This is a genomic window from Acinetobacter sp. TW_SC_4 (genome assembly GCF_054861205.1).
In genome coordinates this window covers 3,004,438-3,028,809 of record NZ_CM142174.1, presented here as the reverse complement: position 1 = coordinate 3,028,809, position 24,372 = coordinate 3,004,438, and the positions used below count along the sequence as shown (strand labels likewise).

The 24,372-nt window shown below is 44.6% G+C and carries 17 protein-coding genes; 8 read left to right on the top strand and 9 right to left on the bottom strand.

Annotation, left to right across the window (positions count from 1 at the left end; translation table 11 throughout):
• Nucleotides 1–3 precede the first annotated feature (3 nt).
• Together ACWM1W_RS14765 and ACWM1W_RS14760 are read right to left on the bottom strand one after the other, a co-directional pair.
• The gene (locus ACWM1W_RS14765; protein WP_461603276.1) at nt 4–951 is read right to left on the bottom strand and encodes a mechanosensitive ion channel family protein; all 948 of its coding nucleotides are present in this window, start codon (nt 949–951) and stop codon (nt 4–6) included.
• Nucleotides 952–1,058: 107 nt separating this feature from the next.
• Nucleotides 1,059–1,634 carry a DUF805 domain-containing protein gene (locus ACWM1W_RS14760; protein ID WP_005232658.1) on the bottom strand — a complete coding sequence of 192 codons (576 nt, stop codon included), beginning with the start codon at nt 1,632–1,634 and terminating at the stop codon, nt 1,059–1,061.
• 261 nt (nt 1,635–1,895) lie between these two features.
• On the opposite strand from ACWM1W_RS14760, the gene acs reads away from it, so the two are divergent.
• Together acs and ACWM1W_RS14750 are read left to right on the top strand one after the other, a co-directional pair.
• The gene (gene acs, locus ACWM1W_RS14755) at nt 1,896–3,842 is read left to right on the top strand and encodes an acetate--CoA ligase (protein ID WP_005232656.1); all 1,947 of its coding nucleotides are present in this window, start codon (nt 1,896–1,898) and stop codon (nt 3,840–3,842) included.
• Nucleotides 3,843–3,972: 130 nt separating this feature from the next.
• Nucleotides 3,973–5,154, top strand: coding sequence for an acyl-CoA dehydrogenase family protein (locus ACWM1W_RS14750; protein ID WP_005232654.1), 1,182 nt, complete (start codon nt 3,973–3,975; stop codon nt 5,152–5,154).
• Nucleotides 5,155–5,216: 62 nt separating this feature from the next.
• Here the strand turns inward: ACWM1W_RS14750 and ACWM1W_RS14745 are convergent, their stop codons facing one another.
• The 4 genes from ACWM1W_RS14745 to msuE form a co-directional block, all read right to left on the bottom strand.
• Nucleotides 5,217–6,626: a cryptochrome/photolyase family protein gene (locus ACWM1W_RS14745; RefSeq protein ID WP_005232652.1), complete on the bottom strand. Its 1,410-nt coding sequence runs from the start codon at nt 6,624–6,626 to the stop codon at nt 5,217–5,219.
• A gap of 128 nt (nt 6,627–6,754) precedes the next feature.
• Nucleotides 6,755–7,369: a riboflavin synthase gene (locus ACWM1W_RS14740; protein WP_005232650.1), complete on the bottom strand. Its 615-nt coding sequence runs from the start codon at nt 7,367–7,369 to the stop codon at nt 6,755–6,757.
• Nucleotides 7,370–7,521: 152 nt separating this feature from the next.
• Nucleotides 7,522–8,637 (bottom strand): dimethylsulfone monooxygenase SfnG, encoded by a 1,116-nt coding sequence (gene sfnG, locus ACWM1W_RS14735; protein ID WP_005232649.1) that lies wholly within the window; start codon nt 8,635–8,637, stop codon nt 7,522–7,524.
• A gap of 28 nt (nt 8,638–8,665) precedes the next feature.
• Nucleotides 8,666–9,400, bottom strand: a complete 735-nt coding sequence (gene msuE / locus ACWM1W_RS14730) for an FMN reductase (protein WP_005232646.1) — start codon at nt 9,398–9,400, stop codon at nt 8,666–8,668.
• Nucleotides 9,401–9,773: 373 nt separating this feature from the next.
• Here msuE and ACWM1W_RS14725 point away from each other — a divergent pair, with 373 nt between their 5' ends.
• Complete coding sequence (locus ACWM1W_RS14725) at nt 9,774–10,424, top strand: response regulator (RefSeq protein ID WP_004781530.1); 651 nt, start codon at nt 9,774–9,776, stop codon at nt 10,422–10,424.
• Nucleotides 10,425–10,490: 66 nt separating this feature from the next.
• Here the strand turns inward: ACWM1W_RS14725 and ACWM1W_RS14720 are convergent, their stop codons facing one another.
• A complete protein-coding gene (locus ACWM1W_RS14720; protein WP_005232645.1) occupies nt 10,491–11,258 on the bottom strand; it encodes a hypothetical protein in 768 nt (255 codons plus the stop codon).
• A 417-nt stretch (nt 11,259–11,675) separates the two neighbouring features.
• On the bottom strand, nt 11,676–15,167 hold the full coding sequence (locus ACWM1W_RS14715) for a PAS domain-containing hybrid sensor histidine kinase/response regulator (RefSeq protein ID WP_005232644.1): 3,492 nt from the start codon (nt 15,165–15,167) through the stop codon (nt 11,676–11,678).
• Nucleotides 15,168–15,349: 182 nt separating this feature from the next.
• Here ACWM1W_RS14715 and ACWM1W_RS14710 point away from each other — a divergent pair, with 182 nt between their 5' ends.
• The 4 genes from ACWM1W_RS14710 to ACWM1W_RS14695 all read left to right on the top strand — a co-directional run bounded on the left by ACWM1W_RS14710 (nt 15,350) and on the right by ACWM1W_RS14695 (nt 20,493).
• Nucleotides 15,350–15,682: a DUF485 domain-containing protein gene (locus tag ACWM1W_RS14710; protein ID WP_004781535.1), complete on the top strand. Its 333-nt coding sequence runs from the start codon at nt 15,350–15,352 to the stop codon at nt 15,680–15,682.
• Nucleotides 15,683–15,743: 61 nt separating this feature from the next.
• Entirely contained in the window at nt 15,744–17,399 is a 1,656-nt protein-coding gene (locus ACWM1W_RS14705) for a cation acetate symporter (protein WP_416332518.1), read from the top strand.
• 233 nt (nt 17,400–17,632) lie between these two features.
• Nucleotides 17,633–18,349: an ion channel gene (locus ACWM1W_RS14700; protein WP_004781539.1), complete on the top strand. Its 717-nt coding sequence runs from the start codon at nt 17,633–17,635 to the stop codon at nt 18,347–18,349.
• Nucleotides 18,350–18,528: 179 nt separating this feature from the next.
• Complete coding sequence (locus ACWM1W_RS14695; RefSeq protein ID WP_005232640.1) at nt 18,529–20,493, top strand: BCCT family transporter; 1,965 nt, start codon at nt 18,529–18,531, stop codon at nt 20,491–20,493.
• A gap of 64 nt (nt 20,494–20,557) precedes the next feature.
• Here the strand turns inward: ACWM1W_RS14695 and omp33-36 are convergent, their stop codons facing one another.
• On the bottom strand, nt 20,558–21,454 hold the full coding sequence (omp33-36, locus tag ACWM1W_RS14690) for a porin Omp33-36 (protein ID WP_005232638.1): 897 nt from the start codon (nt 21,452–21,454) through the stop codon (nt 20,558–20,560).
• Nucleotides 21,455–22,581: 1,127 nt separating this feature from the next.
• On the opposite strand from omp33-36, the gene ACWM1W_RS14685 reads away from it, so the two are divergent.
• Nucleotides 22,582–24,291, top strand: a complete 1,710-nt coding sequence (locus ACWM1W_RS14685) for a GGDEF domain-containing protein (RefSeq protein ID WP_005232635.1) — start codon at nt 22,582–22,584, stop codon at nt 24,289–24,291.
• The last annotated feature ends 81 nt before the right edge of the window (nt 24,292–24,372 follow it).

Below are 24,372 nucleotides of genomic sequence, written 5' to 3'. Positions count from 1 at the left end.
ATCTTAATGGCCATCGCCACGATAGACTTTCACTTCCTGCACCGGATATGGAATCGAAATGTTATGTTCAGCAAAGGCTTGAATTACCCGTTCCTGAACTGCACTGATTGAGGTACCTATGCCTGTTTCAGTGGTATTGACCCACCATAATGCTTTGAGGGTAATTGAGAAGTCTGCCAGTGCAATCACATTGACGCTAAATGCAGGTTGACTCAGGATGGTCGGATCTTTATCCAGAATTGCAGTAATAATATCCTTGGCTTTCTGGATGTCATCTTCATAACCAATACCGACCGAAAATTCACAGCGGCGGCGGGTATAAGCGGTATTCACTGTCACTGCACTGGTATAGACCGTAGCGTTTGGAATTACGATACGACGACCATCTGGCGAGCGTAAAAAGGTAGCACGAATCTGGATATCTTCTACGGTACCCTCCAGACCATTCACGATAATGTCATCGCCAATCTTGAAGGGTTCACCCAGCAAAATTAGTACACCTGAGAGCAGGTTCTGGAAAATATCCTTAAATGCGAAACCGATCGCCACCGAACCAATCCCAAGCGCACTCATCAGCTGACCTGGGGTGAAGCCTGGAATTGCAATCACCAGCCCGATTAATACGCCAAAGAAAACAATCACGGTACTACCGACACGGTTCAGCACCAGCACCAGATTCTGTCGGGTATAAGTACGGTTTTCTAAAGTCTTACGGACAAAAAACTTAAATAGTTTTGACAGTAACCAGAAAATGACAATGACTATTAGCGCAATACAGAAATAAGGCACACGCTCCCAGAAACCTTCCATGATCTTATCAATGGTGCTATAGGCATCATTGTACTTGGAGGTATGTTCGATCACGGTTTGGGCAGTTTTTTCAGTCGCTTGATGCAGGAGCTCAGTCGTCCCTTCAGTTACCTGGCTTAAAGTATTTTCTTGCTCAGCCACAAAAACTCCACAATTTAAATTTCGCTTATTTTGCCTCAACTACAGCAAAAAATTAATAACAACGAAATTTATACACAATATATTTATGTAAAACAGACACAACTGTCTTAAAAGAACTCAGTCGTTTTTTGTTTCACTTCACTTGGGATTCTTGAAGGCTCACCTTCACTCATATAAGAGAATAACGCAGTCGTCGCCAACAGGCTCAGTACGGTAAAAATGATTACCAGCCAGGCCACAATTTTTTCCCAGACGGGGCTTGTACGTATCGGGCCATACTGATTGCTGCCTCTTGTTCCCGGAAAAAGCAGGATATAAATCCAGACAAACAGATTGATCAAAGGCACGAAGAATAGCAGCATCCACCAGCCACTGCGTTCTAGATCGTGTAAGCGCCGTACCGTAATCACAATACCGAAATACAGGTAGACCAGCATGATCGCCAAGGCAAACAGGCTGGATAAGCCATGCAGGGAAATTTGCCAGTTTGAATCTACCGATAGGCTGGCAATGTTCACAATATCAATACTTAAACCTAGCGCAATACTGCTGCATAAGAAAATAAACTGTAAAAATGCAGACCAGGCAATAAAACTCAAACGTCCAAATCGGCCCCTGATCGATAAGGGATGATCTGCTGCAGGAAAAGGAGGAGGGAAATAGGAAGGTTCAGTTGAATTCATGGGCAAGATCCTAAGCCTGTATAAAATACAGCGAGAGTGGGCGACTCATTTTATTTAACGATAGCAATATCTAGCTGACTTTGGCCATAGCTGAGCATTATCCGAAGTTATTCTGATTGAATTTGAATAAATAATCTACGACGAAAGCATGATTGTAGGATTTGAAATATGCAGTACATACTGCCATTATGCATAAAAAACAATCAACAAAATGCCATCAAGCTCTCGTGATGAGATAGAACAAGATCAAGGAAGCGAACAATGAAAGAAATCTATCCAGTACCAGCAGAATTTAAGAAAACCGCACGTACCACTGATACAGAGTATTTTGAGCGTTATCAGCAATCCATTGAACAACCGGATCAGTTCTGGGCTGAACAGGCACAGCGCCTGGACTGGATCAAACCTTTTACCCAGGTTAAAAATACCAGTTTTGATAAAGATAATTTTAAAATTGAATGGTTTGCAGATGGCCAGCTCAATGTCAGTGCCAACTGTCTGGATCGCCATCTTAAGGAACATCCTTATAAACCGGCGATTATCTGGGAAGGGGACCATCCGTCCCGTCACAAGATTATTTCTTTTCATGAGCTTTATGATGAAACCTGCCGTTTCGCCAATGTTCTGAAAAAAAACGGGATTAAAAAAGGCGACCGGGTGGTGCTGTATATGCCAATGGTCTCGGAAGCCGCAATTGCCATGCTGGCCTGTGCCCGGATTGGTGCAGTGCATTGTGTGGTGTTTGGTGGTTTCTCACCTGATTCTCTGGCTAGCCGGATTGAGGACAGTCAGGCCAAAATGGTGATTACCGCAGATTCGGGTATGCGTGGTGGTAAAGCCATTCCATTGAAAGCCAATGTGGATGAAGCGCTGAAAATTGCTGGCACCGAATCGGTTGAACATGTCATCGTTGTACATCGCACTGGCAATCCGGTGGAAATGCAACAGGGACGTGATCTCTGGTATCACATGGAAATTATGACCGTGAATGAGATCTGTCCGCCTGAGCCGATGAATGCGGAAGATCCACTGTTTATCCTGTATACCTCGGGTTCAACCGGAAAACCTAAGGGCGTACTGCATACCACAGGCGGTTATCTGACTTATGTGAATTGCACCTTCCGCGAAGTTTTTGACATCAAACAGGATGATGTGTTCTGGTGTACTGCCGATGTCGGCTGGATTACCGGGCATTCCTATGTGCTGTATGGTCCGCTTTCTAATGGTACAACCACGGTCATGTTTGAGGGGGTACCACAATATCCAAGCTGGGCACGTACCGGACATATCGTCGACAAGCACAATGTGACCATTCTCTATACCGCACCAACTGCCATTCGTGCCATGATGCGTGAGGGGGATGCCTATGTGCGGGAAAGTGATCGTAGCAGCCTGAGAATTTTAGGTTCGGTCGGTGAGCCGATTAACCCGGAAGCTTGGAACTGGTATTACTCGGTAGTTGGTGAAAGCCGCTGTCCAGTGATTGATACCTGGTGGCAAACCGAAACCGGTGGTTTTATGATTACGCCTTTACCGGGCGCGACTGACCTGAAACCGGGTTCTGCAACCCGACCATTTTTTGGTATACAACCAGCCATTGTCGATGCAGAAGGCAAGGAAATTGAAGGGGTGGCAGAAGGCAATCTGGTAATTAAAGATTCCTGGCCAGGTCAGATGCGCACCATTTGGGGTGACCCGGGTCGCTTTATTGAAGCTTATTTCTCGACCTATCCGGGAACGTACTTTACGGGTGACGGCGCACGTCGTGATGAAGATGGCTATTACTGGATTACTGGTCGTGTCGATGACGTACTCAATGTCTCAGGCCATCGTCTGGGTACGGCAGAAATTGAAAGTGCACTGGTGGCCCATGAAGCTGTTGCCGAAGCGGCTGTGGTGGGTATGCCGCATGACATCAAAGGTCAGGGGATTTGTGCCTTTGTCACCTTGCAGGCAGGGACTGAAAGTACTGAACAGCTGCGCGGTGAACTGGTAGCTTGGGTACGTAAAATTTTAGGGCCAGTGGCAACGCCAGATGCCTTGTACTGGGCACCCGCTTTACCTAAAACGCGTTCAGGAAAAATTATGCGCCGGATCTTAAGAAAGATTGCTGCCAATGAACTGGATAGTCTGGGTGATACTTCAACATTGGCGGAGCCACAGGTGGTAGATCAATTGATTGCTGAAGTGCAGCGCAATCAAGCATAAGTTTGGGACGTTCAAATACCGGCATTATTTGCCGGTATTTTTGTCTCAGGAATAAGCTCTGCATGCTTTCGAATATAGTGCCAAGCTGCAATCTGCTAAGCTAAAACCATGCTGAACTTAGGTCAAAAGAATGAATGTACGACAACAATATTTAGATCAATCTCCCCTGCAAATTGCCCAGCAGCTGGCAGAAACTTTTGCCCAAACGGCCGCAGTTCGTGACAAGCAGGGCGGTAATCCTAAAGCCGAGCGTGATCTGATTCGCCAGAGTGGCTTGCTGGGCCTGTCCATTCCAAAACAGTATGGTGGTCAGGAAGCAGACTGGCAGACGATTTTTAAAACCATTCAAATCATTGCCCAAGTCGATAGTTCATTGGCACATGTTTATGGGTTTCATCATTTGCTGATTGCAACGGTTCAATTATTTTCCCAACCGGAACAATATGGTCCATGGTTTGAGCAGACTGCTCGGGAAAACCTGTTCTGGGGCAATACCTTAAATCCACTGGACCGTCGTACTACCGCAACAAAAGTTGCTGAAAAAGAATATATTTTTGATGGAAATAAAAGTTTCTGTTCTGGCTCTATTGATTCCGATATTTTACTGTGCTCAGGCTATAACGACGCTGGAAAATTACTCATTGGGGTAATTCCAACAGCACGTAAGGGCGTAAGTTTTCTCGGTGACTGGAATAATATGGGTCAACGTCAGACTGATAGCGGCACCAGTCATTTCGAGCAGGTCAAAATTCATGAAGATGAATTGCTTTTAAATCCGGGTCCACTCAGTACGCCGTATTCAAGCTTACGTCCTTTAATTGCCCAATTGATTTTTGTGCATCTGTTCCTCGGTGTAGCAGAAGGTGCATTTGAAGTGGCCAAACAAACCGTACAAACCCAAAAAGCCTGGTCAAAATCATTGGTAGAAGATGCAGTGAATGACCCCTTTATCCAGAAGCATTTTGCCGATTTTTATGTGCAGCTGGAAAGCGTGCGTTTGCTAGCTGATAAAGCGATTCAAACCTTACAAGCTGCTTGGGATCTGGGCAATGATCTCACTGCTGAACAGCGTGGTGAAGTTTCAGTTGCGATTGCCATAGCCAAAATCGCGGCCACCAATACATCTCTCTATATCACCCAGAATATTTTTCAGGTGATGGGCGCGCGTGCGACCACGGCCAAACTGAATCTGGACCGTTTCTGGCGTAATGTTCGCACCCAGACCTTACATGATCCGGTAGATTATAAATATCAGGAAGTTGGGGAGTGGATCCTGACCGGGAAAGTGCCTGATCCAAGTTTTTATTCTTGATATGAAAATAAAAAGCCTCTGATACTGGAGGCTTTTCATATTAGATGAAGTGATAGTTTCTTCTAAATCTGCTTAAAGGCTTCTATGGCTCGTACACGAGAGGCTTTTAAATCGACAATCGGTTTTGGATAATCCAGTTCCAGATCAGGATTTTTGGCATAAGGTTCATGAATGGATTTGACATCCAGATGCGCCAGTTCAGGCACCCACTCGCGGATATAGTCTCCATTGGGATCAAACTTCAGGGACTGGCTGACCGGATTAAAAATCCGGAAGTAGGGCACGGCATCCATGCCAGTTGACGCACACCATTGCCAGCCACCGTTATTCGCAGCCAGATCGCCATCAATCAGATGCTGCATAAACCAGCTTTCACCCAGTCGCCAGTCGATCAGCAAGTTCTTACACAGGAACATCGCAGTGATCATCCTGACCCGGTTATGCATCCAGCCTGTCGCCAGCATTTGCCGCATGCCGGCATCCACAATCGGAATTCCGGTCTGGCCTTGCTGCCAGGCAACTAGGTCTTCGGGAGCATTGCGCCACTGGATCTTATGGGTATTTTGCTTAAATGGTTGGTGTTTGGAGACACGTGGAAAATCAAACAGAGTCTGTAGATAGAATTCTCGCCACAAGAGTTCATCCAACCAAGTCTGTTGACCCACATCCTCAATCTGGAAATAGCCATCCTGAAAAAGTGCCTGCACACATTGACGAACTGAAACGATACCGATATTCAGATAAGGGGAGAGACGGCTGGTGCCATCAACTGCAGGCAGATCACGGTCGGTTTTGTAATGAGCCATTTTGTCTTCGATAAAATCATCGAGCAGGTCCAAGGCAGTTCGATCTTCCGCAGACCAAAGTTGGGCAGCATGCTCTACTACATAATCTGCCGAGAATTTTTCCAGATCAACATTGATGAAATCAGTAGGTAATTGGATTGGATCTTGAGTTTCAATCTCAGGATAGCAGGCGGGTACATCCAGAATTAGCCGCTCATAGCATTTTTTCTTAAAGGCACTATAGACCTGATACGGTTGATTGGACTGGTTCCGGATACTGCCGAGGGGAAACAGGGTGCGGTCATGATAGACCTCGACCCTGATTTGCTGCTGTTGCAGCAATTGCTGTACGTGAGCATCACGTTCCAGCTCATTGACGCCGACTTCTATATTGGTATGCAGGTTTTCAATCTTCAGGTTTTGACATAGATTCAATATTTCTGGCGCCAAATCTTCCCACAAAGGAATATTCAATATGATAAGTGGGATATTCAGTTGCTGTAGCTGCTGTTTTAAATATTTGAGCCGTCGCAGATAAAAATCAGTTTTGATCCGGGCATCCTGATGCAGTTGCCATTGTTCGGGAGAGAGGACTGCTAATGCAATGCAAGGACCTTGCTGGGTCGCATGCCAGAGTGCGGCATGGTCATGAATACGGAGGTCTTGGCGGAACCAGATCAACTGCATGGGAATAACGTTCTGAATTGGAATTAGATTATTTTATTCATTCCACCTGAAAATTCTGTATAGAAACGTAGACGTAGGCAGAATGATCAGTTAAAAAAACCGCCTATGGTATAAGCGGCTCTTTCATTTTAACGCTGGTGAATATTTTCTAAGGTATCTACCAAGGTACGCGTGGTCTGGTCAATTTCATAATTGACTTCATCACCTACTTTGGCATTTTTCCAGGTGGTCAGACGCAAAGTTTCGGGAATCAGATCAATCGAGATTTCACTATTGGCACGATCGACGCGATTGACGGTCAGGCTGCAGCCGTTCAGACCAATAAACCCTTTTAAGAAAAAGTATTTGATATTGCCATCCGGGATCTGAATGTCGATATGGTAGGTTTCACCGCGATATTCCAGATTTTTAATGATCGCTGTACCTTCGATGTGTCCATACAGATTATGCCCGCCATTTTCTGCACCGACTTTGGCAGAGCGTTCGACATTCACTTCATCACCCACTTGAAGAGATTTTAAGGTAGTGAGAGCAAGGGTTACATCGGAGATATCAAAGTGAATCTGATTTAGCTTCTGATCAATGGTCGTTACGGTGAGGCAGACGCCGTCGATCGCAACACTGGCGCCAATAAAGACATCCTGAAAAAACTGATTTTCGTTGCTCACAACAATAGTAATGAAGCCATTGTCCTGGCGAATATCCACGACTTTTTCCAAGCCTTGTACGATACCGGTATACATAATTTAAATTTCTATCTCATCGAGTTTGGCTTCATTCTAGTCAAGAATAAAGCAGGCGGCTATCTTTATGCCGAGAACACTGTGTTGCATAAAAAAAATCCCTCAAGCCGAGCCTTGAGGGAATGAATCGTTATGCTGAGCATTATTATAGTTTAAACGAGCTCAGCTTCTTGTTCTTTTTGTTGCTGTTCAGCTTGCTGCGCTTCGAGTTCACGCACGAGTGGCAAGACTTTTTTACCGAAGTATTCCACTTCTTCAATAAAGTGCAGGAAGCCTGAAAGAACCAGATCAACACCGACTTTTTTCAGTTCGATGATACGTTCCGCAATCTGCTGTGGCGTCCCGATCAGGTTGGTACGGAAGCCATCGTTATATTGCACCAGATCTTCAAACGTAGATTTGGCCCAGTTACCTTCACCTTCCTTACTGGCTGCACCCGCTTCACGCGTTGCCTCACCGAAAGATTTCACCGCCTGAACATTGGCTTTGGCCACGATTTCTCGCAGTACTGCTTGCGCTTCCTCTTCGGTATCACGTGCAATCACAAACGCATTCACGCCAATCTTTACAGAGTGGTTGTTCGCTTTGGCTTTTTCACGAATATCATCGATCTGTTTTTTCAGCTCTTCCGGCGTATTGCCATTGGTGAAGTACCAGTCAGACACGCGAGATGCCATATCACGTGCTGCCCGAGAATTTCCCCCCTGGAAGATTTCAATATGCGGTTTCTGTAGCGGTCTTGGACTCAAGGTATAGTCTTTGAACTGGTAGTATTTACCATCAAAACTGAAATTATTTTGAGTCCAGACCCCTTTTAGGCTGCGAATAAATTCTTCTGAACGTGCATAACGTTCGTCATGTTCCGGCCATTCTTCACCAATTGCATCAAACTCGCCACGGAACCAGCCACTTACGACATTAATCGCAATTCGGCCGTTGGTGAGATGGTCAATGGTGGCCAGCTGCTTCGCTGCCAGCGCAGGCTTCCATGGGCCCGGCAAGATCGCGGCAATCACTTTTAAGCGTTCAGTTATTGCCAGGATGCCGTGACTGAAGCTGACTGATTCATGCTGGTTTTCAGCGTTATAGCCCGCAGTAAAACGGATCTGGGTCAGGGCATAATCAAAACCTGCTTTCTCAGCAGTTTGCGCCAGACGGACATTATAGTCATATCTCCAGTCAGTACGCTGTTCGATGTCGCTGACCACCAGACCGCCGCTGACATTTGGAACCCAGTAAGCAAATACAATATTTTTATCTTGAGACATTATTCTTACCCTCTGAATGAAGCGGCTATTAAGCCACTTGAGTCTTTGGCGCTTTCTTGCTGTGCAAACGGGATTCTGCGGCATCCAGACTTGGCACTGCAGCTGAAGGTAAAACTTCTTCCTGTTCGATTTGCTTGTTGATGCCTAGGTTCTGGTTGGCTTGCTGAGATTTTTCTTTAATGACCTCAGCACGCTGCCCCTTTGCTGGTGCCCATTCAAGGATTGGTAGGGCACGAGCCACTGCCAGAGTAATACGGGCACGAAGTAATTCACTGTGAATGGTGTATTCAGGCGTAAAGTCACGATCTGTGGCATATACCCCGATTGGTAAGGTTTGTGCCTGGAAGAAGCTGAATAATGGGCGTAATTGGTGCTCAAGAACGAGCGCATGACGGTCACTACCACCAGAAGCTGCTAAAAGAACCGGTACATCTACCAGCGCCGTTTGTTCTACGAAGTCAAAGAAATGCTTGAACAGGCCCGTAAATGAAGCGCGGTAAACAGGCGTACCAACAATCAGGGCATCTGCTGCTTCAACGGCTGCCAGATCATCCTGCACGCGTTGCGGTAACTGGTTACGGTAAATTGCACCACCTAAAAGCTGGCCGATTTCGCTAAATTTAATGAAATGTACATTGATTGGCGTCGCTTCACCCAGTTCATCCAGAATGGCTTGAACCAATGCTTCGGTTTTAGATGGGTGATTCAGGCCGCCAGAAACAGCCACGATGTTTAAAGGTTTTTGCTCGGAAAAATGGGACATGTGAAGTACCTAAAAATGGTTAAGCTCGGAATGACCCTATTAATCCCGATTGCCGCAGTAGGTGTAAAATAACGAAATGCTGAAAAGTTATCTGATTTTTCTATATAAGCGGAAAATGTGCTTCTGAAACGGATAGAGCTGGATAAATGGCTGATAACTATATTTATATTGAATAAAGATAAGCTATGCAGAATAGGAATAAATCATATATAAAAAAGTGATGAGAATTAAAGGATTATTGAAATAAGCCAAAATTTAAAAAAATTAAAGAAAAACTCCACATTATTTAAAAAATTGGCGATCTTGCATATCCATAAACTGGCTTGTGTGGTTAGAATAGGAGCTACTGTGCACAAGATCTCTCTCACGTCCTATGAATATTTTAATCGTTGATGATCATCCACTGTTTCGTCATGCTCTGATCCAAGCTGTTCGTTATAGTCTGCCACAAGCGCAGATTCATGAAACTGCAGCAGTCAATGAATTTTATGAACGTCTAGAAAATGGTCCTGAGCCTGATCTTGTCCTTCTGGATTTAAACCTGCCAGGTGCATCGGGCTTTTCTGCTCTGGTCCACGTTCGCGCACAATATCCTTCGATTCCAATTATTGTCGTTTCTGCTCACGAAGAAGCTAGCATTATCCAGCGTGCGATTGCACATGGTGCGATGGGCTATATTCCAAAATCGGCACATCCAAGCCATATTGGTGAAGCAATTCGCGAAGTCCTCGAAGGAGAAATCTGGTTACCACCCAATCTGCCAGCCAACATGAACTTCGATCCGCGTGCTGCAGATGAAACTGCATTGGCAGAACGGATTCAGTCTTTAACACCACAACAGTTCCGTGTCTTGATGATGGTAGCCGAAGGCTTGCTGAACAAACAGATTGCTTATGAACTGGATGTTTCAGAAGCCACCATTAAAGCGCACGTGACAGCAATCTTCCGTAAGCTGGGTGTACAAAACCGTACCCAAGCTGTGCTTGCTATTAATGCCTTGAATATTGAAGAAAAGAAAATGTAAGTGATGCAGCTTACATAATAAAAAAGACCTCAGAAGAGGTCTTTTTTATTGAGAGAATATTGCGGATTAAGCAATATAATCCTGTTTTTGGGTAACATCAGTACAGAACATGGGATTCAGTGCGGATTGCAATTCATCAATTTGTTCTTGAGTGACATAGCCTTTGGAGATCAGATATTCTGCCACGCGGTCATCACGCAGACTCAGGAAAGTCGCATCATAAACACCAAGATCAACAAACAGGGCAGCGGTTTCCAGACTATTGAAACGGTCCAGATAAACTTCATCCTCATACATCAGGAACACATGCTCGTCTGTGCTATTCGGATCGACCTGTAGGTGCTCTGCCAGTTCATGCGGGCAAGTTTTGATAAAGAGCAGATCAGAGAGTTCATCAAATTGGGTCGTGTCCAGACAATCTTCTTCATTCTTTACTTTACCGAGCCACGCTTTAAAGACCAGAACAGCGCCACCACGCAGCAGCATACTCCAGATCTGATGACGGGTTTTTGCTGGTAAATCTTCGGCTTCCGCTTCCAGAGATTCAATCAACTTGTTTTCCTGTTCAGCCAGACGTTCAAATAAACCTAAACCTTGCGGTTTATAGGCATAAGGTTCAAAGACATCAAAATGCAGTTCATCAAAAACTTGCAGGGCTAAAGGAACTGCATGCTGATACAGGGTTTCAAGTGCCTGAATCTGGGTATCGTCGAGTTTGCTGTATTTAAACATTTGTGCCCAGTCGATGCTGGGTAATAAGGCATTAGCACCATATTGGCGATGGAATTGCTGAGTCTGTGCGGGAAGCTGAGCAATTGATTCATCGAGTTTCATTTTTATAACTCCTATCTAGCAGTGCAAATAGACCAGCTGCCAAAAGGATTTAGGCATTGTCAGATGGAAACTGATCGTTTCTTATATTGTCTATTTTTAGAGCTAAGCCTGTTGTATTAAAAATACGACCAAAGTTCTATCTGCCATAAAATAGGATTAAAAATTAATTTAAACAGTAACTTAAATAATTGTAACTAGTTGTACACATGTATATTAATAGATTTGGTGGCTTTTGCCATAGAGAATGCTGAAATGATAATTTTGAGCAATTTATCAGCAGGAATTATGTGAAATTTGGTGCTTTTAGCACATTGGCCTGATTTTTTTGCCAGCCAGGTAAAGAAAGGTATTTATTCAGTATAAAAAATGCCCATTTTTAAATCATTAAAATAGGCATTGAGATGGAAATAAAAAGTTCTAGTTACCGGAGATTTTCAGACCGGATAACCAGGAACGGAGTGAAGCAGGCTTTAACGGTTTTTTCAGCAGGACAATATTTAAATCCTTCAGGCGCTGTGGCAGTTCCGGATCAGAATCTGCGGTAATCAATGCCACCGGAATATCACTACTACGATGTTCCAGAATAAAGTCCAGACCGATCTTGTCCTGGTTTAAATGCTGATCGACCAGCCAGACCTGAATATTTTCCTGCTGGATCATTTCGGCTGCCTGTTCTGGTTCGGTGGCTTTAAAGACCTGATAGCCCCATTTGGTCAATAAGGTCGACATGCCTTCCAGAATGGTTTCATCATTGTCCAGACATAGAATCTTAAAGGCCTTGGACTTCAATGGCACAGCCTGAACAGGGGCGGCAACGACTTTCGGTGCTGCGGTCAACGGTACTTCAATCATGAAGCAGGAACCTTTGCCCAGTTCGGAAGAAACATGAACTGGATAATCCAGTAGTCCGGTCATACGTTGCACGATAGCGAGGCCAAGCCCCAGACCCTGTTCACCCCAAGGCGAAGTATGGCCACAACGCTCGAATTCCTGGAACAGCTTGATGCGCTGTTCTTCAGCAATACCGGGACCGGTATCCCAAACCCCGATCCGGATATGATTTGGCCGGTTGCTAGAACGCAGTACACCGACCACGACCTTACCTTTGGCGGTATAACGTAGGGCATTGCTGACAAAGTTCTGGATAATCCGGCGAATCCATTGTGGATCGGTGTCAATCCAGAACTGGGCATCATGCACTCGCAGTTTGATGCCACGCTGTGCCGCAATGGATTTGAATTGCAGTTCCAGATCACTTAATAAATCATGCAGTGGATAAGCCTGGCGTTTCGGCTGAATCGTACCGCCCTCCAGTCGGGCAATATCCAGCAGGGCTGAGAGCATGCTTTCTGCACCATGCAAAGCACGATCTAGTTGCTGCAGGGTCTTGCGATCTTCTTCGCTTTGTACGCTTTGCTCCAGCGCCGTACTGAACAGACGTGCAGCATGCATTGGCTGTAACAGGTCATGACTGGCGGCAGCAATAAAGCGGCTCTTGGACATATTGGCTTTATCGGCCTGTTCACGCGCCAGTTGCTGTTCAGACAGGGCATCGGCGAGCTGCTGGGTACGATCCTGAACCCGGGCTTCTAGTACCGCTTCATTTTCGCGGAAGGCAGTAATGTCGGCAAAGGTCGTCACGAAACCACCACCTTCAATCGGATTACCCCGCATCTGAATCACGCGGCCATCTTTACGGATCCGTTCAAATTCATGCGCGCTACCGACCTGCATCCAGTGAATCCGTTTACGCACATGTTCTTCAACCGAACCTGGACCACATTCACCGCGTTCAGCGTTATAACGGATCAGATCAGCGATTGGACAACCGACATAAACAATATCTTTTGGGTAGTCGAACAGTTTCAGATACTGGTTGTTCCAGGCGACCAGACACATGTTTTCATCAACCACACTCACCCCTTGGGTCATATGGTCGATCATGGTCATGATCAGGTTCTGGTTAAAACGCTGCCATTGTGATGCCTGATCCAGAATATTGGCGACCTGACCAAGCGCCAGGCCATTATTGACCATCGCTGTAGTCAGCAAGGTACGTGCCGATGCTGCACCAATGGTACCGGCCAGATACTGCTCGGTGAAACGCCACCACATGCCATTGGCACTGCTATTTTCATTCAGTTCCACACTGTTTTGAGCACAGAACTGCTGGAAGGCCTGCATGGTCGGGCCTTCACCGGTAATGCGCTTGGCCAGCGTAATCAGGTCACCAACTTTTAAACGGGCCACATCCTGATGCGAGTAGCTGACATCAGTCGATGGACTTTGTGATGGAAGTGGCTTGGTTTCATAGTAGAAGAAACTTTCCGCCTGAATCTGTTCAGCCACACTTGGGCGGAACATCCGGGAGACCCAGATATATAGGAATGTGTTCAGGCCTAGTGCCCAGACCACACCATGCGTCAGAGGATCAAAAGATTCGAAACCGATCAGGGCTTCAGGGCGTAACCAGTTCAAGCCCAAAGGCCCTTGTTCCAGAAAACTCTGGCTGAACTGCTGATAGGCTTCTGGCAGACTGCGCAAAATCGTTGGTAATAGCAGGGTATAAGACCACAAAGCAAAACCGGTCAACAGACCCGCATACACGCCTTGCTTACTCCCACCACGCCAATACAGACCACCAATCAGAGCAGGGGCGAACTGTGCCACAGCACTAAAAGCCAGCAGACCAAAGACTGAGAGCTGGTCAATATCATTAAAAAAGTTGAAGAACAGAAAGCCCATCAACATCACGGCCAGAATACAGATCCGGCGGGTAAATTTGAGTACCAGTGGTAAACGCTTGTCATGCCGTGAGATCAGGTTTAAACGCCAGAGCGCTGGCATGATCAGGTCATTACTTAGCATGATGGATAAAGCGACTGAAGATACCAGCAGCATGCCGGTCGAGGCCGAGAAGCCCCCTAGGAAGGCCAATAAAGTCAGCCAGTCCTGATTATAGCTAAGCGGTAAAGACAGCACTGCGACATCAGGAATCGCTAGGTATTGAGGTGCCGCATGCAGTGCCCAGCTGGCAATCGGGATAATTGCTAGTGTGGTCAGAATCAGATAAATGGCAAACCAGCGACGTGCACCACGGATATGTTTTTCATCCCGTAATTCAACTACGGCGACATGAAACTGACGCGGTAAACAGATAATCGCCAGTGCAGCCAGCAAAGTCTGTACCCAGAAGCTTTCCGGTACACCAAACAGCTGTACATCATGGAAGGTAGACTGAATATCGCTACTGATCTGAGGCAGATTTTCTGGTGCTTCAAAAATGAAGAAACAGGCTACGGCCAGCAGGGCAAATAGCTTGACGAAGGACTCAAAGGCGACAGCCAGCATCAGACCGCCATGCTGTTCAGTGTTGGCAATCTGCCGGGTACCGAAAATCATCGCCAAGATTGCCAGGACGCCAGTCAGGAACAGTACGCTATTGGTGGTACTGGCAATCCCTGCGGAGGGTTCCAGAATGACCGCCGCACTCAAGGCAATTGCACGTAACTGTAAGGCCAGATAAGGAATGATGGCAATCACCGCCAGAATGGTGACTAGCGAAGCCAGAGGCCCACTTTTACCATAACGTGCAGCGACAAAGTCCGCGATTGAAGAAATGGCATGGTGCTGGCGTACCCGTCCCAGACGGCGCCAGATATCGTAACCAATCGCGACAAAGAGCAGGGGACCAAGATAGATCGGCAGGAAAATAATCCCTTCACGAACCGCAGCACCGGTCGCGCCATAAAATGTCCAGGAAGAACAGTAGACGCCTAAAGTTAAACTAAACAATAGCATGCGGCCACGGGTACTGAGCCGACTGGCATGTTTTTCCCCATAGAAAGCGCAAGTAAAGAGTAAAGTGATATAGAGGGCGAGCACCCCTATGATGAGCCAACTGTTCATATAGCCTGATGTGTACTGTGCATGATGCTATGATACCGCATCATGCACTCAGCAGTTTAAATTGATCATTTTTTAACGACCAAAGTCTAAATTACAAGTCATTCTAAATGTTGTTATTTTGCAACAGTGATAATTCGAATTAAAAAATAGTAAGCCCATGGTGGGGCTACAGGAGTGTAACTATGGATGAGGCACAAGTAGAAAGAATTCTACAGAATCCCAAATTCAAAGAAATGGTACGTAGAAAAAGTACGCTGAGCTGGACCTTAACCGGCATCATGCTATTTGTCTATGTCGGTTTCATGTTGCTTGTTGGCTACAACAAAGAATTTCTATTGTCTTCAATTTCTGGCGGTGTAACGACCTGGGGTGTACCTCTAGGTATCGGTATCATTATTTTGTCTTTTATATTGTGCTGGGTGTATTCCTACATTGCCAATAATAAACTTGATCAGCTGAACAGAGAAGCAATTCAGGAAGTGGAAGCGATTACAAAAGAAAAGGGGCAACACTAAGATGAAAGGGATTTCATATCAAGCGCTTGCAGCGGCAGCGCTGACCTTGCTCAGCTCGGCAATGGTATTTGCTGGACCAGATCTGGGTGCTGCGGAGCAGCAAGCGACCAACTGGCACGCAATTATCATGTTTGTGATTTTCGTTGGAGCAACCTTATTTATTACCAAATGGGCTGCCAAACAAACCACGAATACCAATGATTTCTATACTGCCGGCGGCGGGATTTCTGGTTTCCAGAACGGTCTGGCTATTGCTGGTGACTTCATGTCTGCAGCATCTTTCCTCGGTATTTCCGCGATGGTGTTCCTGTCCGGTTTTGACGGATTGCTGTACTCATTAGGCTTTATGGTGGGTTGGCCAATCGTTTTATTCCTGGTGGCAGAACGTTTGCGTAACCTGGGTAAATTTAACCTGTCTGATGTAGTGTCGTTCCGTCTGGAAGAAAAACCGGTGCGTACTTTAGCAGCATTAAGTTCACTGGTTGTGGTGGCGTTCTACCTGATCGCACAGATGGTGGGTGCAGGTCAGTTGATCAAGTTGCTCTTCGGTCTGAACTACAACATTGCTGTGGTGATTGTTGGCCTGCTGATGATGGCTTACGTAATGTTCGGTGGCATGCTGGCAACGACCTGGGTACAGATTATTAAAGCAGTAATGCTGCTGTCTGGTGCGACGTTTATGGCTTTCATGGTCATGAAAGGCGTAGGTTTTAGTTTCACCAATATGTTTGAACAATCGATTCAGGTTTTCTCTAAAGTACATGACCTGAGCCTTGCAGATGCAACCAAGATTATGGGTCCAGGTAACCTGGCTTCGAATCCGGTCGATGCGATTTCTCTTGGTCTGGCGCTGATGTTTGGTACAGCAGGTCTGCCACATATCCTGATGCGTTTCTTCACGGTAAAAGATGCCAAAGAAGCACGTAAATCAGTGGTTGTTGCAACAGGCTTTATCGGTTATTTCTACCTATTAACCTTCATTATCGGTTTCGGCGCGATTCTATATGTAGCGAATAACCCGCAGTTCCTGGACATTGCGAAAATGGCAATTACAGGCAAGCTAGAGCTGGTGGGTGGTAACAACATGGCTGCGGTTCACCTGGCAGATGCTGTTGGTGGTGACCTGTTCATGGGCTTCATTTCTGCAGTAGCATTCGCAACGATTCTTGCGGTAGTTGCAGGTTTGACCCTATCAGGTGCTTCAGCAATTTCACATGACTTGTATGCAAACGTATTCAAGAAAGGCCGTACTACACCTGAATCTGAACTGCGCATGTCTAAAATTGCGACTCTTGGTCTTGCGATCTTTGCGATGATCCTGGGAATCCTGTTCGAGAAGCAAAACGTGGCTTTCATGGTAGGTCTGGCATTCTCGGTAGCCGCATGTGCCAACTTCCCGGTACTGGTACTGTCTATGTTCTGGAAAGGCCTGACCACACGTGGCGCTGTCATTGGTGGTGTGGTTGGTCTAGTGACTGCGGTAGTACTGATCGTACTGTCTAAAGCCGTTTGGGTAGATACTTTCGCGATTTCAGATACACCAGTCGTTCCTTTTAATGGTCCCGCATTATTTGCGATGCCACTGTCTTTCTTCTGCTGCTGGTTCTTCTCCATTACAGACCGCTCAGTGAAAGCACAAGCAGAACGCAAAGCTTTCGATGCACAGTTTGTTCGTTCACAAACAGGTATTGGTATCTCAGGTGCATCTGATCACTAAGATCTGATGTCCTAAAAAAGCCTCCTGATGGGGGCTTTTTTTATAGCGATAGAATACTTGAGCTACTCAATGAAGAAGACTTTAGGATAGTTTATCTAAAATTAAATACGGCCATTTTTGACTAAGATTTCAATAATTTTTATACAATCCTGTTTCTAACCATTGGCTAGATCATGCTATGTTAAGCCAGCGATAACAATAATGATGTGCGATAGGACATCAAGACAAATCTCATGAAGCACTCTCTGCTACGATTCTGGACCCATTTTAAGTATCTGCCTTCTGCGTGGCTGCTATGCCTACAATTACTGATTCTGACCCTGTCGATGCTGAGTTATGACAGTGTGTCTTATCGCGCGGGTACATGGATGCTAGGGGTGGTGGTCTTGCTGGTAATTGCCAAGGTGATTCGTCAGACTCCGATGTTTACCATTCTGGGACTCATCTTTGTCGCAGGCGCCATCTTCTTTTCGTCATTGATTGTGCTGGGGCTACGCTATACCTGGATCATGATCGTTGCTCATCTGTTTGAAGCCAGCGCCTATTTCAGTGCAGCATATGGCTTGTTACGTTATATGTTTCATGACCGTTATCTGACCAAGGATGAGCTGTTTGCAGCAGGAGCAGTCTTTACACTACTGGCTTGGGGATTCGCTTTTCTCTATAGCATTTGCCAGTTATGGGTGCCTTACAGCTTTTCAGATCCTGAGTTGCAGGCTTATCAGCCGTGGCTGGATCTGCTCTTTCTGAGCTTTAGTGTACAGTCTGCTACAGGATTATCTGATGTGATGCCGGTCAGCCCGGTCGCACGGATGTTGGCCATTATCCAGATGTTTGTCGGGGTGATGTATCTGGCCTTAATAGTCTCGCGTCTGATTGCCTTACAGTATATTTCCCATCTTCCTAAACAGACTCATATACAACATAAGCATAGAAAGCCTGAGGAATAGAACGTACAGAGCTGTATAGCTTGGTTACAGTAACTTAACGGCTTTATTTTCCTGAATATTTTAAAATCTTAAGGTCCAAAACGTATCTTTGATCGTAATTCTCTCGATCAGAATGTTTTTACTTATCAATAATGATTCAAGCCTCCCGGCATTCAATCTATTAAAAAAATGGGGGATCTATGCCTTCCAAACCTTCATCCTGGTTTGCCAATATCAATCCGAATGTCTTCATTAGTACAGTGGTGATTATCGCCATTTTTTTGGGACTGGTAATACTGGCACCTGATTCATTTGACCTGTTGACCAAGCAAATGAATGCGTGGATTACCACTTCATTTAGCTGGTTTTACGTCCTCTCCGTGGCGATCTTTCTGATTGTCCTGATTTATATTGCCCTGTCTGATATGGGGAAAATCAAACTCGGGCCCGACCATAGTCAGCCAAAATACAGCCAGGCATCCTGGTTTGCCATGCTGTTTACCGCAGGCATGGGGATCGGCCTGATGTTTTTCGGTGTTGCAGAACCGGTTATGCATTATGTCACACCGCCTGCTGGTGAACCAGAAACTGTACTGGCCGCGCAGCAAGCTATTCGCGTGACTTTCTTCCACTGGGGCCTGCATGCCTGGGCGATTTACACCATTGTGGGTCTGTCATTGGCCTATTTTGCGTATCGACATAATCTGCCTTTAAAAGTTCGCTCCGCCTTATATCCACTGATCGGCAACCGGATTCATGGCCCAATCGGAGACGGGGTAGATACTTTTGCCACCTTAGGGACAGTATTTGGGGTTGCGACAACTTTAGGTTTTGGGGTGACTCAGATTAATTCGGGTCTGAATTACCTATTTGGAGTTGAGCAGACCCCCAGTACTCAGGTCATTTTGATTATTGCCGTCACTGTAATGGCATCAATGTCCGTATTTTTTGGTTTGGATAAGGGCATCAAACGCCTAGCTGAACTGAATCTGCTGCTTGCCTTACTGCTACTCATCTTTGTTTTTGTTGCCGGTCCAAGCATCTATCTTCTGCAGACCACCATCCAAAATGCCGGCCAGTATGTCTCTAATCTGTTTAGCATGACCTTTAATCTGTATGCCTATCAGCCTAGTGGCTGGATTGGTGGCTGGACCATTATGTATTGGGCCTGGTGGATTTCCTGGTCGCCATTTGTCGGGATGTTTATTGCCCGAGTATCCGAAGGCCGCAGTATCCGCGAGTTTATTGTTGGGGTTCTACTGATTCCTACCGGATTTACCCTGATCTGGATGGGCTTTATGGGTAATGCTGCATTATTCAGCATCATGCATGAAGCCAATACCAATCTGCTTGAAGCAGTACAACGTGACTCCTCTGTAGCGCTGTTCGAATTTTTAGGTAATCTGCCATTTAATTCAGTCACCAGTATTATCGCTACGGTATTGGTTATTCTGTTCTTTGTCACTTCAGCAGATTCAGGATCATTAGTCACGGATTATCTCACTGCTAAAACCGAGAATTCACCGACCTGGCAGCGTCTGTTCTGGACCGTGTTAATGGCTTTATTGGCCATCATTCTGTTGCTGGCAGGCGGGCTGGAAGCCTTGCAGTCGGCTACGATTATGAGTGCCTTACCGTTCACATTCATTATGCTGCTGATTTGCTGGGGACTGATTAAGGCCCTGCATCTGGATGTAACGAAAATGCATGCGCTACAAGCTGCACGCATTACCCCACGAGCCATTCAGAACCCGCGTAGCTGGCAACAGCGACTCGGTTTAATTATGCATTATCCGCATACGCATGATGAAGTACGTGATTATATTGATACGGTGGTCAGCAAAGCCTATAACAGTTTTCAGGCTGAACTGAAACGTCGTCACATCCAGGTGAAAATCTTTAAACTGGAAGATGGGATCGAGTTACGTGTCGATCATCAGAATGAAATGAACTTCATTTATCAGGTCATTGCTACCCAAACTTTAGCACCGAGCTTTATGCCGGATGCAGATTCTCCGCAGTCTTATCAGGCAGAAGTCTTTTTAAGGGAAGGAGGACAAAACTATGATGTGATGGAATGGACTCAGGAAGATTTAATCCAGGACATCATTGACCAATATGAACGTCATCTGCACTTTTTAAGTCTGGTCCGTTCTCCAGAATAAATATTTGATCCAATAAAAAAGGACGCTGATGCGTCCTTTTTTTATTCAATCACTAATTCAGAAATTAGAAACGGAATTTAGCATTTAAGCCTACAGTTTGTGTATCACGAACTACAGCATTTTGAGCAAGATTTGCTTCGTAGTTTGAGTTCACATAACTAGCACCTACAGCAACTGCTGGAGTGATGAAGTAGTTTACGTTTGCGCCCCAAGCTTTGTCTGGAGAATTAGCGTAGCTAGATTCCATATAAGATGCACCAACGCTTAATTTAGGGTTGATGTACAAAGTAGTACCTAGGTTGTAAGCAGTATCTTCACCATAAACCAAGCCGCTTTCGAAGCCAAGTGACATGTTAGTGCCGTCAATTGCGCCTACATATTTAGTACGAGCAGTGATTGCATCTTGGTCTTCATCGATTGTGCGAGACTCAAGAGCAGCTTTAGCAACGCCGTTGTTGAACATGTTGAAAGCGTCATAAGAAGTTTGGTCTGCAACGCTTGTGTAACCTACAGCTACCAGGAAGTTAGGAATAGGGAGTACACCTACTTCTAATGCATAACGGTCGCCATTGTCATCATTTTGGCCACCTTTACCATCAGTAATTGTATGGCTATAAGAAGCGCTTGCATAAGCAGGAACAACTTTAGTTGGGATGTAAGCTTCACCTTTCACACCGAAAGTATGAGAAGTCTGGTCTCTATCATCAGCATCTACATCATATTCGCCATATGTATAAGCAGCAGAAACGTTAGATGCCTGGTTGATGAAAGCAGCTTCAGCTAAAGGACCTTTAGAAGCGTCTACATCTTTGAAGTAGTAAGTACCTTGAACAGCACCAGTGAAATCTTTGTCATTTACAGTGTTGTCGATGAACTCTGATTGACCTTGAACTTCGAATTGATATGCTTGAGCACCGGTCATGGCTAATAATAAAGCAGTGGCTAAACCGAGTTTTTTCATGATATTTACCATTTTGTTACAAAAGATGTACAACAGGAACGTATTGTATTGTGACAATTTATTAAGTCAATCCAATTCGAAATCGCTATTTTTTTAAGCTAAATCATTGTATTAATTTTGTATAAAATTCAAGTATCACGCTCGGAAGCCATTTTAGATAAAAACTCTTGTATAACAAAAAGCTAGAATTTAAATATAGATTTTGACTAAAAATTAAGGAGAAATTGTGTGATTATTTAAATCACTTAGTACGATCAATTTTAATTTAATAATCTATTAAAACAATTAATAATCAGTGAGCTAATTCATAAATGTGTCAAGAAGTGCAAGATGTTTGGTGCAACATGTCTATGACTGGATTGCTTAATTTTAGAGCATAATCAGCTCGAGCTTCAGAATGAATGTCTGTTTTTTAAGCTAGATGGGCATGTTTTATAATCTTGACTGAAGCAATCGACTTTACATTTTGGGGGGAATTTTACATAATATGAAAATCAAGTTAGAGTTCACACTTTCATAGTGATTTAGCCTGATTCTCCACATATTTTTGTTTTTATCGGCCCAGCTTTCCCCAAGGTTGGGCTTTTTTTTACCTAAATTTTCTGGAAATCTCAGTTTACGGATTACTTCATAAAAGAAGATGAAAGAACAAGTATAGAAAGCCGTCAAAGATGACTCTTTAATGCACCTTAATGGTGCGTTAATTCGATTTAAAAATAGTCTTGTTCTATAAAATTGCAAAAAAAAACCTCAATTTCTATAAAGAATTGAGGTTTTTTCGCCAAAATTTGCGGGTAAATCAAAAAATCTGCTGAGGAATAATTTAACTCGCCCTAATGCGGTGCATTATGCACCTAATTGTTGCACGTGTAAATAGTTCAGAAAGCGAGTTTTTTAATTTTCTTATATTTTAAATTATGAAATTTTCATTCCTATTTATGTTTTAGTGATAACAAATAGAAAATCCTGAAAATATAAAGAGCTAAAACCTTTAAGAACATAAGAAAAACCTTCTGAAAATCAACGTAATTGGGAAGAAATATTGATGATGAGTAGGTGTTTATTTGTATAATCTATCTACTATTAAATGGGGAGTCCTTGATCTATGTGAAGGACTAAAAATCAAGATGAATACTTTGCGCTCTGAGAAAATCAGCAAACATCTGTACTGGTCGATGTCGATCATTATTTTATGTTTATTGTGTATTTGTATTCCCTTGATTATTGATAGTACTCAACATTATTTGAAATCAAAACAAACCTATCAGCAGCTTGATGCCTTACAACAGGTCACCGATCTCGCCAATAAAATCTCCCGTGAACGGGCACCCGCCAACAAAGTTATGTCCAGTTCGGTTGAGGAATTTGCCAAACATCAGCAGGAGTTAAGCGATTACCGTCAGGAAGTCGATCAACAGATGCAGATGACAGCTCAGGCACTCGATCAGGTCGGTTTTAATCACCTAAGCCAGCAACTTTTATCTGAGTTAAAGCCTAGTCTGCAATATGGGCGTAAGCAGGTCGATCTCTATACTCAGATACCTCGCCCGGAACGTACTGCACAGGAAATGGATCAGGCCATTCTTGCCATGTTTAGTGCCTGGGATAGTAGTCGTAAAATTCTGAAAGGGGTAGTGATTGCCTCTGCGACTCCATCTGCCCGTTTGGATAATTACATGAGTGAAATCCTATTTTTATCTGATCTCAGGGATCAATCGGGTCGGGTAGCGTCAAATGTCATGGCACATGTGACATTTGGAACCCAGATTCCAGAGCAAAACATTACCCGTTCCTTGCAGGTCCAGCATCAGGTACGCTACCTCTGGGATATTATTGATACGCTACAGCCTGTTCAGGACAAAACCGATGAATTTATTCGTTTACATCAACGGGTCGGTACTGAATTTATTCAGCAAGGTTTACCGATTGTGGAGCGACTGATTGAAGATAGTCGACAACAGCGTCCTTATTATTTAACTGGAACTCAGCTGACTGAAGCCATTGTAGATAAATTTACAACAGTGATTGATTTGCAGAACTATTTACTGCAATACACCAAAGATGTGGCGATTAAGGAAATGCGCCACAGTCTGAATCATTTGATCTGGACGGTGGCCTTATCTGGAATTTCCCTGATTACGGCAATTTTGACCATGATTTTTGCGCGTAAACGCATCTTTATTCCTTTAATTCGCGCACGTAAAATTTTATTTGATTTGTCTACTGGATCTGAACGGAAGCAAGCACAATCAAAACTAAAAACAGACCGGCCTACTGAATCCTTATTTACAGCAATTCAAAAACTGCAGCATACGCTGCAAGAGCGTGAAGCATTAGAGTTTCGACTGAAAAATATTGCCCATTCTGATTCCCTGACCGGACTGGCTAACCGTTTTGCGCTCGATGAATATATCCGTTTTATGGAAACGCATCCGACCCAGTTTAAGCGAACCTGCCTGATGATTATTGATATGGATCACTTCAAACAGGTAAATGATCAATATGGGCATATTATTGGTGATCAGGTGATTCAGCTGGTTGCAGAGCGCTTAAAAGCCAATATTCGAGCTTCGGATCTACTGGTTCGCTATGGCGGAGACGAATTTCTGGTCCTGATTGAAAATATCGAGATGCAGCATGCTTTCATGCTGGCGAATAAAATCCGGACTGAAGTCGCTGAGCATTCTATTCTGACCTCAGCTGATGAAGATATTCATGTATCGGTGAGTATTGGGGTGGCGATTGGCGCAGAGTCATGGATTGCGTTACTGGAACAGGCCGATGAGGCGCTATTTAAGGCTAAAGCGAAAGGACGCAATGTCGTGGCTGAGGTTTAAGCCAATTAACTGAATTTTTTAAGCTAAACATTCTGAAGAGTCATAACTTTTATAGTTTATATTGTTAAAAAATAAAGTAAA

What these genes read in the sequence shown, in the direction of transcription:
- ACWM1W_RS14760 (WP_005232658.1), bottom strand. Translation starts at nt 1,634, where the DNA reads ATGAATTCAACTGAACCTTCCTATTTCCCTCCTCCTTTTCCTGCAGCA.
- acs (WP_005232656.1), top strand. Translation starts at nt 1,896, where the DNA reads ATGAAAGAAATCTATCCAGTACCAGCAGAATTTAAGAAAACCGCACGT.
- ACWM1W_RS14750 (WP_005232654.1), top strand. Translation starts at nt 3,973, where the DNA reads ATGAATGTACGACAACAATATTTAGATCAATCTCCCCTGCAAATTGCC.
- ACWM1W_RS14745 (WP_005232652.1), bottom strand. Translation starts at nt 6,626, where the DNA reads ATGCAGTTGATCTGGTTCCGCCAAGACCTCCGTATTCATGACCATGCC.
- ACWM1W_RS14740 (WP_005232650.1), bottom strand. Translation starts at nt 7,369, where the DNA reads ATGTATACCGGTATCGTACAAGGCTTGGAAAAAGTCGTGGATATTCGC.
- sfnG (WP_005232649.1), bottom strand. Translation starts at nt 8,637, where the DNA reads ATGTCTCAAGATAAAAATATTGTATTTGCTTACTGGGTTCCAAATGTC.
- msuE (WP_005232646.1), bottom strand. Translation starts at nt 9,400, where the DNA reads ATGTCCCATTTTTCCGAGCAAAAACCTTTAAACATCGTGGCTGTTTCT.
- ACWM1W_RS14725 (WP_004781530.1), top strand. Translation starts at nt 9,774, where the DNA reads ATGAATATTTTAATCGTTGATGATCATCCACTGTTTCGTCATGCTCTG.
- ACWM1W_RS14720 (WP_005232645.1), bottom strand. Translation starts at nt 11,258, where the DNA reads ATGAAACTCGATGAATCAATTGCTCAGCTTCCCGCACAGACTCAGCAA.
- ACWM1W_RS14715 (WP_005232644.1), bottom strand. Translation starts at nt 15,167, where the DNA reads ATGAACAGTTGGCTCATCATAGGGGTGCTCGCCCTCTATATCACTTTA.
- ACWM1W_RS14710 (WP_004781535.1), top strand. Translation starts at nt 15,350, where the DNA reads ATGGATGAGGCACAAGTAGAAAGAATTCTACAGAATCCCAAATTCAAA.
- ACWM1W_RS14705 (WP_416332518.1), top strand. Translation starts at nt 15,744, where the DNA reads ATGGTATTTGCTGGACCAGATCTGGGTGCTGCGGAGCAGCAAGCGACC.
- ACWM1W_RS14700 (WP_004781539.1), top strand. Translation starts at nt 17,633, where the DNA reads ATGAAGCACTCTCTGCTACGATTCTGGACCCATTTTAAGTATCTGCCT.
- ACWM1W_RS14695 (WP_005232640.1), top strand. Translation starts at nt 18,529, where the DNA reads ATGCCTTCCAAACCTTCATCCTGGTTTGCCAATATCAATCCGAATGTC.
- omp33-36 (WP_005232638.1), bottom strand. Translation starts at nt 21,454, where the DNA reads ATGAAAAAACTCGGTTTAGCCACTGCTTTATTATTAGCCATGACCGGT.
- ACWM1W_RS14685 (WP_005232635.1), top strand. Translation starts at nt 22,582, where the DNA reads ATGAATACTTTGCGCTCTGAGAAAATCAGCAAACATCTGTACTGGTCG.